Source organism: Klebsiella sp. WP3-W18-ESBL-02 (assembly GCF_014168815.1).
Taxonomy (GTDB): Bacteria; Pseudomonadota; Gammaproteobacteria; order Enterobacterales; family Enterobacteriaceae; genus Kluyvera; species Kluyvera ascorbata_B.
Genome location: NZ_AP021972.1, coordinates 2,185,529 through 2,201,102 on the forward strand (window position 1 = coordinate 2,185,529; position 15,574 = coordinate 2,201,102).

Genomic DNA, 15,574 nt, shown 5'->3' on the forward strand with positions numbered 1-15,574 from the left:
CGATGTTAAGTAAACGTTGGGATACCGCAGGTCGCTGGTGCATCTATGCGCTGCTGTTGATTGTTTTTGTTGGACCATTCTGGGGCATCGTCGCGACCGCGTTCAGCGGCGCGCCGGTGAAGCCGGGGGAGCTGCTGGCGTGGCCGAACCAGTTCTCGCTGGAAAACTTTATCTTTGCCTGGCAGGACATTGGCGTCTGGCAGTATCTGCTGAACTCCATCCTGGTGGTGTTCTTCGGCACCATCCTGCAGGTGTCGGTGAGCGCGCTGGCCGCCTATGCGCTGGCGCGTAAAAAGTTTCGCGGCGTGGCGCTGGTGAGCCTGGTCATTCTCTCGACCATGATGCTGCCGGAAGAGGTCATCGCCATTCCGCTGTACATGATCATTAACTGGCGGCTGCCGTTTATTGACGCCTCGCTGTACAACAGCTACCTCGGGATGATCTTGCCGGTGGTCGGCTGGGCGTTCTCCATCTTCGTGCTGACCGAATTTATGTCGGCGATTCCGAAAGAGCTGGAAGAGGCGGCGCGGATTGACGGTGCCAACGAGTGGCAGATTTTCTTCCACGTCATCCTGCCGCTGGTGAAGCCGGCGCTGGGCACGGTGGTCACCTTCGGCTTCATCATGATTTGGGACCAGTATTTATTGCCGCTCATTGTGGTGAACCAGGACAGCCTGAACACCATTCCGGTGATCCTCGGCACGCTGCGTACCGATGAGAGCATCACGCCAAACATTTTTATCGCCATTACGCTGTTAGCGATGCTGCCGAGCATCATCGTCTACCTGGGCCTGCAAAAACATTTCAACCGCGGGATTATGTCCGGCGCGGTCAAAGGATAAGGAGCTACCGATGGGATCCGTTGTACTGAATAACGTGCGTAAATCATACGGCGAGGCACACGTCATTAAAGATGTGTCGTTGACTATTCCTGACGGCGAGTTTTGCGTTCTGGTGGGTCCGAGCGGCTGCGGCAAGTCAACGCTGCTGCGGATGATTGCCGGTCTGGAAGAGATTTCCGGCGGCGAAGTGCATATTAACGAGCGGAACGTCACTGACGTGGAGCCAAAACTGCGCGATATTGCGATGGTATTTCAGAGCTACGCGCTCTATCCGCAGATGACGGTGCGTGAAAACATGGGATTTGCCCTGAAAATGGCGCGTTTGCCGAAAGGCGAAATTAACGACAAAGTGAACGAAGCCGCGTCGCTGCTGGGGCTGGGACCGCTGTTGGAGCGTCTGCCGAAGGACCTTTCCGGCGGCCAGCGTCAGCGCGTGGCGATGGGGCGCGCTATCGTGCGTAAACCGCAGGTGTTCCTGTTTGATGAACCGCTCTCTAACCTGGATGCCAAGCTGCGTACCCAGGTGCGCGGCGAGATTCGCGACCTGCACCGACGCCTGAAAACCACCTCGGTATACGTGACCCACGATCAGATTGAAGCCATGACTATGGGCCAGATGATTGTGGTGCTGCGCGATGGTCGTATCGAACAGGCCGGGACGCCGCTGGAGCTGTATGACCAGCCGGCCAATCTGTTCGTTGCTGGTTTTATCGGATCGCCTGAAATCAACCAACTGCCGGGCGAAGTGGTGCTCAATGGCAGCGTCACCAGCCTGCGTCTGAAGGATGGTTCGCTGCTGGCGCTGCCGACGGGCATGCAGGTCAAACATGGCCAGCAGGTGGTGTATGCGATTCGCCCGGAACAGGTCAACGTGGTGCACGAGGCGCGCGATGATGCGCTGGCGGCAAAGGTCACGGCGGTGGAAAACACCGGCTCAGACATGCAGCTGTTCTGCGACACCGGCGGCGGCGCTTTTACTTCGGTCTTTAAGCAGCGCCTGGCGGTGAAAGAGGGCGATAATATCTGGCTGCAGCCGAAGCTCTCCGGCGTGCATTTGTTCGACGCACAAAGCGGCCAGCGCATAGCATGCCTGGAGGAACAATAAGGTGGCGATGAAGCTGTACACCCTTGATGAAAATTGCCTTGAAAACGCCCGCGCGGGGCTGAAACAGCCGTTTTCGCCGCTGCAGCTGGCGCTGAGCAAGCTGGTGGCCGAGGCGGACCAGCTTCGGCGCGAGCCGCCGGAAAGCGTGGTGCATAAGAAGCTGCGCCCGGCGAGCGGCGATGCGCATGATTATTACAGTCTGGGCACCTACTGGTGGCCCAATCCCCGGCGGCCCAACGGGCTGCCGTATATTCGCCGCGACGGGCACATTAACCCGCAGTGTGAAAATAACGATACCGACACGTCGCGAATTATCCGCATGTGTGAACGCTGCCTGACTTTAGGTTTAGCGTGGTATTTCACCGGTCAGCGTCAGTACGCGCAGGCTGCGGCGCAGCAGATACGCTGCTGGTTCCTTGACGCGGATACGCGTATGAACCCGCATCTGAACTATGGCCAGGCCATTCCGGGGATTGTTTCCGGGCGCGGCACCGGGCTTATCGATACCCGCCTGCTGTGGATGGTGGTGGACACCATCGGGCTGATTAACGGCGCCAGCGTACTGGATACCGACGATATTATCGGTTTACACCAGTGGTTCCGCGACTTTAACCACTGGATGTACTACAGCGAAATCGGCCATTCTGAATACGTCTGGCACAACAACCACGGCACCTGGTACGACGCCCAGCGCGCGGTGAATGCGTTGTTCTACGGTGACAAAGGGCTGGTGGCGAGGATTATTGAGCAGGGGATCACCCAGCGTATGGCGGCGCAGATTGACCAGGACGGCAAGCAGACGATGGAACTGGAGCGCACCATTCCGTTCCACTACTCGCTGTTTAACCTTGAGGCGCACCTGCTGCTCAACCGCTATGCCGAGCACGTTGAGTTCGATCGCTGGAACCACATTCGTGACGGGCGCGGGGTGAAGCAGGGAATTGACTACCTGGTACCGTTTATCCGCGAACCGGATCTCTGGCCATACAGCGATTTGCAGGGGATTGTCTGGGACAGCGCGCTGCGCGTCCTGTTGCAGACGGTGCGCGGGTATCCGAAGCAGTCGGCGAGCTATCGTGACGTGCTGAAGTGCTTGCCGCAGGAGACGCTACAGTTGAAAGAGCAGCTGATGTGGTGTCCGGGATTGTAGGCCCGATAAGCGTAGCGCCATCAGGCATTTGGCGCACGTTGCCGGATGGCGGCGTGCAGATACCGTGCCTCACCGATCCGGGGAGGCACGGTATACCGATTTACACCGCGGCGATAATCTTAATCTCAACCTTATATTTCGGGTTCATCAGCTTCGCCTGCACGGTGCAACGCACCGGCGCGTGACCGGCAACCACCCACGCATCCCACGCTTTATTCATGGCGGCAAAATCATCGCCGTCCGCCAGGAAGAGGGTGGCGTCGAGAATGCGCGACTTATTGCTGCCCTGTTTTTCCAGCACCGCGTCAATCTGCGCCAGCGTATTTGCCGTCTGCTCAAACGCATCAGCGTCCAGGTTTGTCGGTACGCCGGTGTAGTAGAGGGTCTGGTTGTGGATCACAACATCAGACCAGCGCGCTTCGGCGTCGATACGTACAATTGTCATTTCCATTTCCTTTTTCACATCACGTCATCGCGCTAAGACTGCCACATTGTCGCCGCCGCGTCACGACTTCGGCTGGCGTAAGCCCGATTGGCCTGACATAATCACTGGAAATTTTTCCAGGGGGTAACGTGACGGACGATTTTGCAGCAGACGGCCAGCTTGCGCAGGCGATAACCGGGTTTAAACCGCGTGAACCGCAGCGTCAGATGGCGCACGCCGTCGCTCAGGCGATTGACGAAGGTCAGCCGCTGGTAGTGGAAGCCGGTACGGGTACCGGTAAAACCTACGCCTACCTGGCGCCCGCGCTACGTGCGGGTAAAAAAGTCATTATTTCCACTGGCTCCAAGGCGTTACAGGATCAGCTCTACAGTCGGGATCTGCCCACCGTGGCGAAGGCGCTGACGTTCACCGGTAAGCTGGCGCTGCTGAAAGGGCGCTCAAACTACCTGTGTCTCGAACGTCTGGAGCAGCAGGCGCTGGCGGGCGGCGACCTGCCTGTTAACACCTTGAGCGATGTGATCCTGCTGCGTAGCTGGGCTAACCAGACGCTTGATGGCGATATCAGCACCTGCGTGAGCGTCCCTGAAGACTCCCAGGCCTGGCCGTTGGTCACCAGTACTAATGACAACTGCCTGGGCAGCGATTGCCCGCAGTATCAGGACTGTTTTGTCGTGAAGGCGCGTAAAAAAGCCATGGACGCTGACGTGGTGGTGGTTAACCATCACCTGTTTCTTGCCGACATGGTGGTCAAAGAGAGCGGCTTTGGTGAGCTGATCCCCGAGGCCGATGTGATGATCTTCGATGAAGCCCACCAGTTGCCGGATATCGCCAGCCAGTATTTCGGCCAGTCGCTTTCCAGCCGCCAGCTGCTGGATCTCGCGAAAGACGTGGTTATTGCCTACCGCACTGAACTCAAAGATACCCAGCAGCTACAGAAATGTGCCGACCGCCTGGCGCAGGCGACGCAGGATTTCCGCCTGCAGGTGGGCGACCCGGGCTATCGCGGAAACCTGCGCGATCTGCTGGCGGACAGCGCCGTTCAGCGCGCGCTGCTGCTGCTCGACGATGCGCTTGAGCTGTGTTACGACGTCGCAAAGCTGTCGCTCGGCCGCTCCGCGCTGCTCGACGCCGCCTTTGAACGGGCCACGCTCTACCGTGCGCGGCTTAAGCGGTTAAAAGAGATCAACACACCCGGCTATAGCTACTGGTATGAATGTAATTCCCGCCACTTCACCCTTGCGCTGACGCCGCTGACCGTCGCGGATAAATTCAAAGAAGTGATGGCGGCCAAGCCGGGCAGCTGGATTTTCACCTCTGCCACCCTGTCGGTGAACGACGATCTGCACCATTTTACCGAACGACTGGGCATTGAAGCGGCGCACTCGCTGCTGTTGCCAAGCCCGTTCGACTACGCCAGCCAGGCGCTGCTCTGCGTGCCGCGCAATCTGCCGCTGCCCAATCAGCCCGGCGCCGCGCGCCATCTGGCCGCGATGCTTAAGCCGCTGATTGAGGCCAACGACGGGCGCTGCTTTATGCTGTGCACCTCGCACGCCATGATGCGCGATCTCGCCGAGCAGTTCCGCGCCACCATGACCCTGCCGGTGTTGTTACAAGGTGAAACCAGTAAAGGCCAACTTCTGCAACAATTTGTCAGCGCCGGGAACGCCCTGCTGGTTGCCACCAGCAGCTTCTGGGAAGGGGTTGATGTGCGCGGCGATACGCTTTCTCTGGTGATTATCGACAAGCTGCCGTTTACCTCGCCGGACGATCCGCTGCTGAAGGCGCGAATGGAAGACTGTCGTCTGCGTGGCGGCGATCCGTTTGAGGAGGTGCAGCTCCCTGATGCGGTCATTACCCTCAAGCAGGGCGTGGGCCGCTTGATCCGCGACGTTGACGATCGCGGCGTGCTGGTGATTTGTGATAACCGTCTGGTGATGCGCCCTTATGGGGCAACGTTCCTCGCCAGCCTGCCGCCGGCCCCGCGCACCCGCGATATTCGCCGGGCGGTGCGATTCCTGGCGCTGTCATCGACGCGGTAATGCGTGGCAAAGTGTGATAAGATGCGCGCCATTTTGTTGATCCGTAACTGCGAGAGCGCGACTAACCATGCGAATTCTGGCTATCGATACTGCCACGGAAGCCTGTTCGGCTGCCCTGTGGGATGATGGTAAAACCTGTGCTCACTTCGAGCTTTGTCCTCGTGAACACACTCAACGTATTCTGCCGATCGTGCAGGATATTCTCACTGAAGGCGGCGTGAGCCTTACCGACCTCGACGCGCTGGCGTTCGGCCGCGGGCCGGGTAGCTTTACCGGCGTGCGTATTGGCATTGGTATTGCGCAGGGGCTGGCGCTGGGCGCCGAGCTGCCGATGATCGGCGTATCCACGCTGGCGACAATGGCGCAGGGGGCGTGGCGCAAACAGGGCGCAACCCGCGTACTGGCTGCTATCGATGCGCGCATGGGCGAAGTGTACTGGGCTGAGTACCAGCGTGATGAGCAGGGCGTATGGCACGGCGAAGCAAGCGAAGCGGTGCTTAAGCCGGAAGCGGTACAGCAGCGCCTGAGCGCCCTGAGCGGCGAATGGGCCACCGTTGGCACCGGCTGGGCCGCATGGCCTGAGATGGCGCAGGGAACAAGCGTGACGCTGCGCGACGGCGGAGTTAACCTGCCTGAGGCCGAAGATATGCTGCCGATTGCCTGTCAGCTACTGGCTCAGGGCAAAACGGTCGCCGTAGACAAAGCGGAACCCGTTTATTTGCGTAATGAAGTTGCGTGGAAGAAACTTCCTGGCCGCGAATGAATCTTAGTAAGTGAATATTGAGATCGGGAGCAGCATCATGGCAGGTAAAAAATTCATCGTTCGTGGCGCCATTGCCGGGCTTATCGCCGTTGCGTTAAGCGGCTGCGTCAGCGTGCCGGATGCCATACAGGGCAGCAGCCCTACGCCGCAGCAGGATCTGGTTCGGGTGATGGCGGCACCACAGCTGTACGTCGGGCAGGAGTCCCGCTTTGGCGGTACGGTGGTGGGAATTGAAAATCAGCAGGGCCATACCCGCCTGGAAATCGCCACGGTACCGCTGGATAGCGGCGCGCGGCCTATTCTGGGCGAAGCCTCGCGTGGGCGTATTTACGCCGACGTTAACGGTTTCCTCGACCCGGTGGATTTCCGCAGCCAGCTGGTGACGGTCGTCGGGCCGATTGTCGGCACCGTTGAGGGCAAAGTGGGCACCACGAAGTACAATTTCCTTCACGTTCAGGTCACCGGCTATAAACGCTGGCGCGTGACCCAGCAGGTGGTGATGCCGCCGCAGCCTATCGACCCGTGGGTCTTTGGCCCGCACCCCTGGAACTACGGCTACGGCGGTTGGGGCTGGTATAACCCCGGCCCGGCTGAAGTACGTAACGTCGTAACGGAATAATTTTTGCGGTCAAACCGTCAAAAAAGAAACAGCGGCTAGTCCGCTGTTTCTTCGTTGTAATGGATATAAAAAAAATAAAGAGTGACGCGCTTCGCAACCTTAATTCCGATTAATTCTTAAACTGGTACGCTGAGTTAATATTATGTTAACGAAAGTTTACCGTTTGGGGTTGCGATGACGACGAATACGTATTTTAGAGGTGATGCTTTGAAAAAGGTTTGGCTCAACCGTTATCCTGCCGATGTCCCGGCAGAGATCAATCCTGACCGTTATCAATCCCTGGTGGAACTGTTTGAACATTCGGCGACGCGCTTCGCCGATCAGCCTGGCTTCGTGAATATGGGCGAAGTCATGACCTTCCGTAAGCTCGAAGAGCGCAGCCGCGCCTTTGCCGCTTACCTCCAGCAGGGGCTGGGCCTCAAACAGGGCGATCGCGTCGCGCTGATGATGCCGAACCTGCTGCAATATCCGGTGGCGCTGTTTGGCATTCTGCGCGCCGGGATGATTGTCGTAAACGTTAACCCGCTGTATACCCCGCGCGAGCTGGAGCATCAGCTGAACGACAGCGGCGCACAGGCCATCGTGATTGTCTCCAACTTTGCCCATACGCTGGAAAAAGTGGTTGAGAATACCCTGGTGAAGCATGTGATCCTGACCCGAATGGGCGATCAGCTGTCGACCGCCAAGGGCACGCTGGTGAACTTCGTGGTCAAGTACATTAAGCGCCTGGTGCCGAAGTACCATCTGCCGGACGCGATTTCGTTTCGCCGCGCGCTGCACGCGGGCTACCGGCTGCAGTATGTTAAGCCCGAAGTGACGGCCGATGATATTGCTTTCCTGCAATATACCGGCGGCACCACCGGCGTGGCGAAGGGCGCGATGCTGACGCACCGTAACATGCTGGCTAACCTTGAGCAGGTAAAGGCCACTTACGGGCCGCTGCTGCATGAAGGCAAAGAGGTGGTGATCACCGCGCTGCCGCTGTATCACATCTTCGCGCTGACCATGAACTGCCTGCTGTTTATCGAACTGGGTGGCAAGAATATCCTCATCACCAACCCGCGCGACATTCCCGGGCTGGTGAAAGAGCTGGCGAAATATCCGTTTACCGCGATGACCGGGGTTAACACCCTGTTCAATGCGCTGCTGAATAACAAAGAGTTCCAGCAGCTTGACTTCTCCACGCTGCATCTGTCCGCCGGCGGCGGAATGCCGGTAAACCACGCGGTCGCCGAGCGTTGGGTGAAGCTGACCGGCCAGTATCTGCTGGAAGGCTACGGCCTGACCGAATGCGCGCCGCTGGTGAGCGTTAACCCGCACGATATCGATTACCACAGCGGCAGCATCGGTCTGCCGGTGCCGTCTACCGACGTGAAGCTGGTGGATGATGACGATAACGAAGTGCCCGCCGGCCAGCCGGGGGAACTGTGCGTGAAGGGGCCGCAGGTGATGGAAGGCTACTGGCAGCGTCCTGATGCGACCGCTGAAATCATCAAAGACGGCTGGCTGCATACCGGTGATATTGCGGTGATGGATGACGAAGGCTTCCTGCGTATCGTTGACCGTAAAAAAGATATGATTCTGGTGTCGGGCTTTAACGTCTACCCGAATGAAATTGAGGACGTGGTGATGCAGCACTCCGGCGTTCTTGAGGTGGCTGCGGTCGGCGTGCCGTCAGGCAACAGTGGGGAAGCGGTGAAGATTTTCGTGGTGAAAAAGGACCCGAGTCTGACCGAAGAAGCGCTGATCACCTTCTGCCGCCGCCAGCTGACCGGCTACAAAGTACCGAAGCTGGTGGAATTCCGCGAGGAATTGCCAAAATCGAACGTCGGAAAAATTTTGCGACGAGAATTACGTGACGAAGCGCGTGCCAAAGTAGACAATAAGGCATAAGTTACGCGTTACGATGCCAGACGCCAGCTCCGCTGGCGTTTTTTTTGGCGCAATCTAAGAGAGTAAGATTTGAACTATCAGATGATCACCACCAACGACGCGCTCCGCACTCTGTGCGATGCGGTGCGTCAGACCTCCTCCGTCGCGCTGGATACCGAGTTTGTCCGCACCCGCACCTATTATCCGCAGCTGGGCCTGATTCAGCTTTTCGACGGTGAGCGCACGGCGCTGATTGATCCTCTGGATATCACCGACTGGTCGCCGCTGCAGGCGATTATGCAGGATCGCAACATTACTAAGTTCCTGCATGCCGGTAGTGAAGATTTAGAAGTCTTTATGAATGTCTTCGGTGCGATGCCGCAGCCGCTGATTGATACCCAGGTGCTTGCCGCGTTCTGCGGTCGCCCGATGTCCTGGGGCTTTGCGGCAATGGTGGCGGAGTACTCCGGCGTTGAGCTCGATAAAAGCGAATCGCGTACCGACTGGCTGGCACGTCCGCTGACGTCGCGTCAGTGTGACTACGCGGCGGCGGACGTCTGGTATTTGCTGCCTATCGCCCATAAGCTGATGGCGGAAACCGAACAGGCGGGGCGTCTGGCCTGGGCGCTTGATGAGTGCCAACTGATGCAGCAGCGCCGCCAGGAAGTGACCGACCCGTGCGACGCATGGCGTGATATCACCAACGCCTGGCAGCTGCGTACCCGCCAGCTTGCCTGCCTGCAGCTGCTGGCCGAATGGCGTTTGCGCAAAGCTCGCGATCGTGACATGGCGGTGAACTTTGTGGTTCGTGAAGAGCATTTGTGGAGCGTGGCGCGCTATATGCCGGGCAGCCTCGGCGAGCTCGACAGCCTTGGGCTATCGGGGAGCGAAATTCGCTTCCACGGTAAGGCGCTGATTAGCATGGTTGCTAAGGCACAGGCGCTGCCTGATGATGCGCTGCCGGAGCCGTTGCTCAACCTGATGGATATGCCGGGCTACCGTAAAGCGTTTAAAGAGATCAAAGCGCTGGTGCAGGAAGTCGGGCAGGCGAACGACGTCAGCGCGGAGATGCTGGCCTCACGTCGGCAGATTAACCAGTTGCTTAACTGGCACTGGCAGCTGAAGCCGCGCACTACCGCCCCGGAAATGATTTCCGGCTGGCGAGGTGAGCTGCTTTCTGGCGCGTTAGATAAACTGCTGGCGGAATACCCGCGCTAACGACCGCCATCCGGCAACCTGCTCGGGGCATGCCTGATGGCGCTGCGCTTATCAGGTCTCCACGACGTCTTATCCTCAAATGGCAGACACAAAAAAAGCGCTATCACTAGCGCCTTTTTTTACACCGCCGAAAGTCAGGATTTTGACTCTTCTGCTTCCGGTAGCGTGACGTTGAGTTCCAGAATCGAAATATCCCCGTCTTTTTGCTCTAACTGCACCGTGACCATTTCTGGGTCAATCTGCACGTACCTGCAAATCACTTCCAGAATATCCTTCCTTAACTGCGGCAGATAGTGCGGTTCTGCATCGCTGCGGCGGCGTTCCGCGACAATGATTTGCAGACGTTCTTTAGCAATGTTGGCGGTATTCTTTTTCCGTGAGAGAAAAAAGTCGAGTAATGCCATGAGTTATCCTCCGAACAGGCGTTTGAGGAAACCTTTCTTCTCTTCTTCAATGAAGCGGAAAGGACGTTCTTCTCCCAACAGACGATCCACGGTGTCGGCGTAGGCTTTGCCTGCATCAGACACGGTATCCAGGATAACCGGTTCGCCCTGGTTTGATGCACGCAGTACGGACTGATCTTCCGGAATGACGCCAACCAGTTTGATGCGCAGAATTTCCAGCACATCTTCCATGCTCAGCATATCGCCTTTGCTTACGCGGCCTGGATTGTAGCGCGTCAGTAGCAGGTGTTCTTTAATCGGTTCTTCACCATTTTCGGCGCGGCGGGATTTCGACGCCAGAATACCCAGAATGCGGTCGGAGTCACGTACCGAGGACACTTCCGGGTTGGTGGTAATGATGGCTTCGTCAGCGAAGTACAGCGCCATCAGCGCGCCGGTTTCGATACCGGCAGGGGAGTCGCAGACCACGAAGTCGAACTCCATCTTTTTCAGCTCGTCGAGCACTTTCTCGACGCCTTCGCGGGTCAACGCATCTTTATCGCGCGTCTGGGACGCCGGCAGGATATAAAGATTATCGGTACGTTTATCTTTGATTAATGCCTGATTCAGCGTGGCATCACCCTGAATAACGTTAACGAAATCATAAACTACGCGACGTTCGCAGCCCATAATCAGGTCAAGGTTACGCAGACCGATATCAAAATCGATAACGACCGTTTTCTTTCCCTTCTGCGCCAAACCAGTCGCGATGGCCGCGCTGGAGGTGGTCTTACCCACGCCCCCTTTACCTGAAGTCACAACAATAATGCGTGCCATAGAAATTCCTTGTTAAAAAGGGATTAATTTAACGGTTGAATAGTCAAAGCGCCGTCGCCTAAGCGCATGCGCGCCGCTTTGCCATAAAATTCGGCTGGGATCTGATCGCTCAGCCAATATTCCCCGGCAATGGAGACCAGCTCCGCCGCCAGGTGGGTACAAAATACTTGTGCTTCCCGGTCTCCGCCGGCGCCTGCCAGAACGCGTCCACGCATCATGCCATATACGTGAATGTTCCCGTCGGCGATAAGCTCTGCGCCCGCGCTGACGTGGCTTGTCACAATCAAATCACAGTTTGGTGCATAAATGCGCTGACCGGAACGTACCGGGGTATCAATCATTCGCGTTTTTGTGATCGGACTAACAATTGGCTCGGGTTCTGCCGGTTTAGGCTGCTCCACGGGCATCGCGCGGGCGATTTTTTCTTTACCTTCAGTCAATAAAGGGAGACCCGATTGGTCAATGGCCGCTTTAAACTGCGGGTTCTTGCAGCCGCTGACGCCCACGATACGCAGGCCAACGGACATGATTGCCTGTTGGATCGCGCGCCATTGGGTAAACTCTTCAAGGTTGCTGACGTTGACCACGACCGGGGCGTGACGGAAAAAAGCCGGAGCCTGGGCGACTTTGTCTTCTAACGCCTGACGAATAACCTCGGGTCTTGCATCATGCAAATGGACCACAGATAAGGTGAAGCTACTGCCTTTAAGTTCGATGGGCGTGTTTGACATCCTGGCCTTACTCAATTTGCTATTTACCGCCGCGTCATGCGCAGCGATATTCCGAAGACTATCAGTCATGTTATAGTCACTAATATATTCAAGCAAGTAACCACAGTCCTAATTCCGAGTATAAAGTATGTTTTGTGTGATTTATCGTAGTTCTAAACGTGATCAAACCTATTTGTATGTCGAAAAAAAAGACGATTTCTCTCGCGTGCCTGAAGAACTGATGCAGGGCTTCGGCCAGCCGCAGCTGGCAATGCTGCTGCCGCTGGATGGGCGTAAGAAACTGATCAATGCCGATCTGGAAAAGGTAAAACAGGCGTTAAAAGAGCAGGGGTATTATTTACAGATCCCGCCGCCGCCTGAAAATCTGTTAAAGCAGCATCTGGCTGAGTCACAAAATAAGGGCGAATAATCTGCGCCTGCGGCCGATGTGTGTCCTTGGTTGACGAACAAGTAAGGGAAAAGCATGTATCAGCATCATAACTGGCAGGGTGCTCTGCTGGATTACCCGGTGAGCAAAGTTGTTTGCGTGGGCAGTAACTACGCCAAACACATTCAGGAAATGGGCAGCGCGACGCCGGAAGAGCCGGTTCTCTTTATTAAACCGGAAACATCGCTGTGCGATTTGCGCCAGCCGCTGATTTTGCCGCAGGGCCTTGGGTCGGTACACCATGAGGTTGAGCTCGCGGTGCTGATTGGCGCAACCTTACGCCAGGCTACGCCGGAGCACGTCCAGCAGGCCATTGCGGGCTACGGCGTCGCGCTGGACCTTACGCTGCGTGATCTTCAGGGTAAAATGAAAAAAGCGGGGCAGCCGTGGGAAAAGGCCAAAGGGTTTGATAACGCGTGCCCGATCTCGGGTTTCATTCCTGTCGCTGACTTCGCCGGCGATCCGCAGAATACATCGCTGGGCCTGAAGATTAACGGCGAAGTGCGTCAGCAGGGCAGCACGGCCGATATGATTCACAAAATCGTGCCGCTGATTGCCTATATGAGCCGTTTCTTTACCCTGAAACCGGGCGATGTGGTGCTCACCGGTACGCCGGAAGGCGTTGGCCCGCTGCACGCGGGCGATGAGCTCGAGGTGCTGTTTAACGGCCTGTCGCTGGCCACCCGCGTATTGTAACGGCTGCTTGCCGCCTGTTTTAGGCGGCAAAACTTGCATCCCTGTGCCAGACTGGTTATAAGGTGCAACCTGATTTTTGATGTGGACATCCCGATGAGCGAATTACCTTTCTGGCAGAGCAAAACCCTTGATGAAATGACCGACGCCGAATGGGAGTCGCTGTGCGATGGCTGCGGGCAGTGCTGCCTGCACAAGCTGATGGATGAAGACACCGATGAAATCTATTTCACCAACGTCGCCTGCAAACAGCTGAATATCAAAACCTGCCAGTGCCGTAACTACGAACGTCGTTTCGAGTATGAGCCTGACTGTATTAAGCTCACGCGTGACAATCTGCCCACCTTTGAATGGCTCCCGATGACCTGTGCCTATCGTTTGCTGGCAGAAGGAAAGGGGCTGCCAGCGTGGCACCCGCTGCTGACCGGTTCAAAAGCAGCGATGCACGGCGAGCGTATTTCGGTGCGCCATATTGCGGTCAAAGAATCGGAAGTACGCGACTGGCAGGATCATATTTTAAATAAGCCGGAATGGGCTGACTAAAGATTAACGCAGGATATTTGCGAACGTCTTCTTCTGCTGATGTGATGATGTTGAATAAACGGGCGGCAGGGTAAATACACCCGCTCGCCCGTTTATTTCAATTACTGGTAGTTGATCTTGATGATCAAATCTTTGCTAAAGGGGCCGTCAACCAACGATTTGGACGGATGTTTCGTAAGCTCGGCAATATAGTTATGGGTCACGGCAGCCGGATCGCCAGGAACGTAGGTTGCAAAAAGACGATACTGGTTATACTCCACGTCTCTATTATTATCCGAGGTATCGGTAATCCGCAGTAACAAGCCGTTCCCCATATCCAGATGGGTGGTATCATAAAGCGTATCATTGGTATAGAAGCTGGTGGTGACGTCAAACTGCTCGCTGCATCCTGCCGTTTCATCCTTTACGCTTGATATACTGAAAGCCCTTTGTGTAGGGCCCTTGGCGATGGAGTTTGCATAGATCTGTTCAAAATCGACGACCTGGCTTTCCGGAGAGATCTTAATATCCACGCTACAGTCGAGGAAGTGGATGTTATCCAGCCCCGTAATATAGAAGCGCAGGTTTTTAGCATTTGGGGTCGTATTCGCTCCACCCTCACCATCGAACTGCAACACGTTAATATCGCCAAAATTATAGCTATCCGGGCTGCCGCTTGGCGGGATGGCCTTGAGTTTTACATAGAGACGGAAACGGGCATTAAAGGACATTCCCTTTTGTAGCGATACGCCGTTGCACACCGGATCGTAGTAAAAGCCCTGATAATATTGCTCAAATTTATCCAGACAGACACCGGTGTCAATGCCTTCATTGATCATTTCATGGTCGGTACCGTTGTAGGTAACGCCGAAGGTAAAATAGGGGTTATTCAATACCTCGGTACTGTTAAAATCCGGCAGTTTTATCCACGCAAAGATATCTTCAGTTTGGTCGTTTTTTTTCCACCCTGGCGCGTTATCGCAGTAAACAGTGATGTTAATATCCGGGCTTTCCCATATTTTCGTGCCGAGCACGGCATCGTTTGGCACGGTAAACGGGGGCAGCGGGATGGAGTAATTGACCGGCCCATCCTTTGCGTTCTGATAGCAGTCGACGGCCCAGGATGAGCTCGAAAAGAGCGCGACGATCAGGGTGAAAAAAGCGCAGACTGTTTTCATTATTATCCCTTTCTCACCGGTTCGCTCTGGCAGATCAGCTCAACGCTATTACAGTTCACCTTGAACATATTCAGCCCGCCATAATCGCTGACGTAGCCTATCAGAAAACGGGTGGGTAGATTTTTAATGGACTGTGAGGCCTGACCGAAGGGCTCAACCATCATCGATTCCGCATCGGGTTGCAGCGTTTTACCGTTGGTGCCGATATAGCCCACGGTCACGTAGTAGGCGGATTTGTTTTTCAGCGATATCCCCGCTGAGGTACGGCTGACGTCAATTTTACCGGTAAGATTCAGCTGACCGTCGGCGACTTCTATCGCTTTCGGCCGCCAGAACACCTTCAGACGGCTTTGCATGGCGATTTGCATAACGTTCTTTTGCTCGGAACGCGGCGGAATTTCGCGGATATTGTAGTAAAACAGCGATTCCCGGTCGGCCGGTAGCGTTGAGATCGTCGGCTGTGCCATTAAGCGTACCTGCGCCTGCTCGCCGGCCTCAAGGCGCAGCATGGGGGGAATCGCTGAGATGTACTCACGTGATTTATTACCCGCTTTATCCTCGATCCATGACTGAGCCAGGTAGGGATCGGTGGTGCTCTGGTTGCTCAGGCGCAGTGAAACGCTTTTATCTGATTGGTTGAAAATAATGCGTGTTCTATCGGGGGAAACGGCCGCATTGGCGACAGCGCTGATCCCAAGCAGGCAGATGAGTCCTTTTGTAAGTACATTCATATTCATTATATTCATCCTG

At 56.0% G+C, this 15,574-nt stretch carries 17 protein-coding genes; 11 read left to right on the forward strand and 6 right to left on the reverse strand.

The features are described 5' to 3' along the window. The first annotated feature begins 2 nt into the window (after positions 1–2). From H7R56_RS10355 to H7R56_RS10365, 3 genes are read left to right on the forward strand one after another with little or no spacing between them, the layout of a single operon-like run. Entirely contained in the window at positions 3–842 is an 840-nt protein-coding gene (locus tag H7R56_RS10355) for a carbohydrate ABC transporter permease (protein WP_064544808.1), read from the forward strand. 10 nt (positions 843–852) lie between these two features. Beyond that, complete coding sequence (locus tag H7R56_RS10360) at positions 853–1,947, forward strand: ABC transporter ATP-binding protein (RefSeq protein WP_106927675.1); 1,095 nt, start codon at positions 853–855, stop codon at positions 1,945–1,947. A gap of 7 nt (positions 1,948–1,954) precedes the next feature. Further along, complete coding sequence (locus H7R56_RS10365) at positions 1,955–3,097, forward strand: alginate lyase family protein (protein WP_106927907.1); 1,143 nt, start codon at positions 1,955–1,957, stop codon at positions 3,095–3,097. A gap of 100 nt (positions 3,098–3,197) precedes the next feature. On the opposite strand, the gene H7R56_RS10370 is transcribed toward H7R56_RS10365, so the two are convergent. Continuing rightward, entirely contained in the window at positions 3,198–3,542 is a 345-nt protein-coding gene (locus H7R56_RS10370) for a RidA family protein (protein ID WP_106927673.1), read from the reverse strand. Positions 3,543–3,670: 128 nt separating this feature from the next. On the opposite strand from H7R56_RS10370, the gene H7R56_RS10375 reads away from it, so the two are divergent. From H7R56_RS10375 to rnd, 5 genes are all read left to right on the forward strand, one after another. After that, the gene (locus H7R56_RS10375; RefSeq protein WP_106927672.1) at positions 3,671–5,581 is read left to right on the forward strand and encodes an ATP-dependent DNA helicase; all 1,911 of its coding nucleotides are present in this window, start codon (positions 3,671–3,673) and stop codon (positions 5,579–5,581) included. A 67-nt stretch (positions 5,582–5,648) separates the two neighbouring features. Further along, on the forward strand, positions 5,649–6,344 hold the full coding sequence (tsaB, locus tag H7R56_RS10380) for a tRNA (adenosine(37)-N6)-threonylcarbamoyltransferase complex dimerization subunit type 1 TsaB (protein ID WP_106927670.1): 696 nt from the start codon (positions 5,649–5,651) through the stop codon (positions 6,342–6,344). Positions 6,345–6,381: 37 nt separating this feature from the next. Next, positions 6,382–6,963 (forward strand): Slp family lipoprotein, encoded by a 582-nt coding sequence (locus tag H7R56_RS10385; protein ID WP_106927905.1) that lies wholly within the window; start codon positions 6,382–6,384, stop codon positions 6,961–6,963. Positions 6,964–7,170: 207 nt separating this feature from the next. Beyond that, positions 7,171–8,856 (forward strand): long-chain-fatty-acid--CoA ligase FadD, encoded by a 1,686-nt coding sequence (fadD, locus tag H7R56_RS10390; protein WP_146145719.1) that lies wholly within the window; start codon positions 7,171–7,173, stop codon positions 8,854–8,856. 81 nt (positions 8,857–8,937) lie between these two features. Then, positions 8,938–10,053: a ribonuclease D gene (rnd, locus tag H7R56_RS10395; protein WP_181358016.1), complete on the forward strand. Its 1,116-nt coding sequence runs from the start codon at positions 8,938–8,940 to the stop codon at positions 10,051–10,053. Positions 10,054–10,187: 134 nt separating this feature from the next. Here the strand turns inward: rnd and minE are convergent, their stop codons facing one another. The 3 genes from minE to minC are packed head-to-tail and all read right to left on the reverse strand — an operon-like array spanning position 10,188 to position 12,004. Then, positions 10,188–10,457, reverse strand: a complete 270-nt coding sequence (minE, locus tag H7R56_RS10400; RefSeq protein WP_035894584.1) for a cell division topological specificity factor MinE — start codon at positions 10,455–10,457, stop codon at positions 10,188–10,190. A gap of 3 nt (positions 10,458–10,460) precedes the next feature. Beyond that, positions 10,461–11,273 carry a septum site-determining protein MinD gene (gene minD / locus H7R56_RS10405; RefSeq protein ID WP_106927666.1) on the reverse strand — a complete coding sequence of 271 codons (813 nt, stop codon included), beginning with the start codon at positions 11,271–11,273 and terminating at the stop codon, positions 10,461–10,463. 23 nt (positions 11,274–11,296) lie between these two features. After that, complete coding sequence (minC, locus tag H7R56_RS10410) at positions 11,297–12,004, reverse strand: septum site-determining protein MinC (RefSeq protein ID WP_106927664.1); 708 nt, start codon at positions 12,002–12,004, stop codon at positions 11,297–11,299. A gap of 127 nt (positions 12,005–12,131) precedes the next feature. Between minC and H7R56_RS10415 the strand changes: the two genes are divergently transcribed. The 3 genes from H7R56_RS10415 (at position 12,132) to H7R56_RS10425 (ending at position 13,667) form a co-directional block, all read left to right on the forward strand. Next, the gene (locus tag H7R56_RS10415) at positions 12,132–12,413 is read left to right on the forward strand and encodes a YcgL domain-containing protein (protein WP_106927662.1); all 282 of its coding nucleotides are present in this window, start codon (positions 12,132–12,134) and stop codon (positions 12,411–12,413) included. A 54-nt stretch (positions 12,414–12,467) separates the two neighbouring features. Then, positions 12,468–13,127 (forward strand): fumarylacetoacetate hydrolase family protein, encoded by a 660-nt coding sequence (locus H7R56_RS10420; RefSeq protein WP_182928654.1) that lies wholly within the window; start codon positions 12,468–12,470, stop codon positions 13,125–13,127. 93 nt (positions 13,128–13,220) lie between these two features. Then, positions 13,221–13,667 (forward strand): YcgN family cysteine cluster protein, encoded by a 447-nt coding sequence (locus H7R56_RS10425; protein ID WP_106927658.1) that lies wholly within the window; start codon positions 13,221–13,223, stop codon positions 13,665–13,667. A gap of 101 nt (positions 13,668–13,768) precedes the next feature. Here the strand turns inward: H7R56_RS10425 and H7R56_RS10430 are convergent, their stop codons facing one another. Together H7R56_RS10430 and H7R56_RS10435 are read right to left on the reverse strand one after the other, a co-directional pair. Then, positions 13,769–14,824, reverse strand: coding sequence for a fimbrial protein (locus H7R56_RS10430; RefSeq protein ID WP_106927657.1), 1,056 nt, complete (start codon positions 14,822–14,824; stop codon positions 13,769–13,771). 2 nt (positions 14,825–14,826) lie between these two features. Beyond that, entirely contained in the window at positions 14,827–15,570 is a 744-nt protein-coding gene (locus H7R56_RS10435) for a fimbrial biogenesis chaperone (protein WP_181358013.1), read from the reverse strand. Between the last annotated feature and the right edge of the window lie 4 nt (positions 15,571–15,574).

Bases quoted from the DNA above. Each gene is read 5' to 3' on its own strand.
- H7R56_RS10355 (WP_064544808.1), top strand. From the start codon at position 3: ATGTTAAGTAAACGTTGGGATACCGCAGGTCGCTGGTGCATCTATGCG.
- H7R56_RS10360 (WP_106927675.1), top strand. From the start codon at position 853: ATGGGATCCGTTGTACTGAATAACGTGCGTAAATCATACGGCGAGGCA.
- H7R56_RS10365 (WP_106927907.1), top strand. From the start codon at position 1,955: ATGAAGCTGTACACCCTTGATGAAAATTGCCTTGAAAACGCCCGCGCG.
- H7R56_RS10370 (WP_106927673.1), bottom strand. From the start codon at position 3,542: ATGACAATTGTACGTATCGACGCCGAAGCGCGCTGGTCTGATGTTGTG.
- tsaB (WP_106927670.1), top strand. From the start codon at position 5,649: ATGCGAATTCTGGCTATCGATACTGCCACGGAAGCCTGTTCGGCTGCC.
- H7R56_RS10385 (WP_106927905.1), top strand. From the start codon at position 6,382: ATGGCAGGTAAAAAATTCATCGTTCGTGGCGCCATTGCCGGGCTTATC.
- rnd (WP_181358016.1), top strand. From the start codon at position 8,938: ATGATCACCACCAACGACGCGCTCCGCACTCTGTGCGATGCGGTGCGT.
- minE (WP_035894584.1), bottom strand. From the start codon at position 10,457: ATGGCATTACTCGACTTTTTTCTCTCACGGAAAAAGAATACCGCCAAC.
- minD (WP_106927666.1), bottom strand. From the start codon at position 11,273: ATGGCACGCATTATTGTTGTGACTTCAGGTAAAGGGGGCGTGGGTAAG.
- minC (WP_106927664.1), bottom strand. From the start codon at position 12,004: ATGTCAAACACGCCCATCGAACTTAAAGGCAGTAGCTTCACCTTATCT.
- H7R56_RS10415 (WP_106927662.1), top strand. From the start codon at position 12,132: ATGTTTTGTGTGATTTATCGTAGTTCTAAACGTGATCAAACCTATTTG.
- H7R56_RS10420 (WP_182928654.1), top strand. From the start codon at position 12,468: ATGTATCAGCATCATAACTGGCAGGGTGCTCTGCTGGATTACCCGGTG.
- H7R56_RS10425 (WP_106927658.1), top strand. From the start codon at position 13,221: ATGAGCGAATTACCTTTCTGGCAGAGCAAAACCCTTGATGAAATGACC.
- H7R56_RS10430 (WP_106927657.1), bottom strand. From the start codon at position 14,824: ATGAAAACAGTCTGCGCTTTTTTCACCCTGATCGTCGCGCTCTTTTCG.
- H7R56_RS10435 (WP_181358013.1), bottom strand. From the start codon at position 15,570: ATGAATATAATGAATATGAATGTACTTACAAAAGGACTCATCTGCCTG.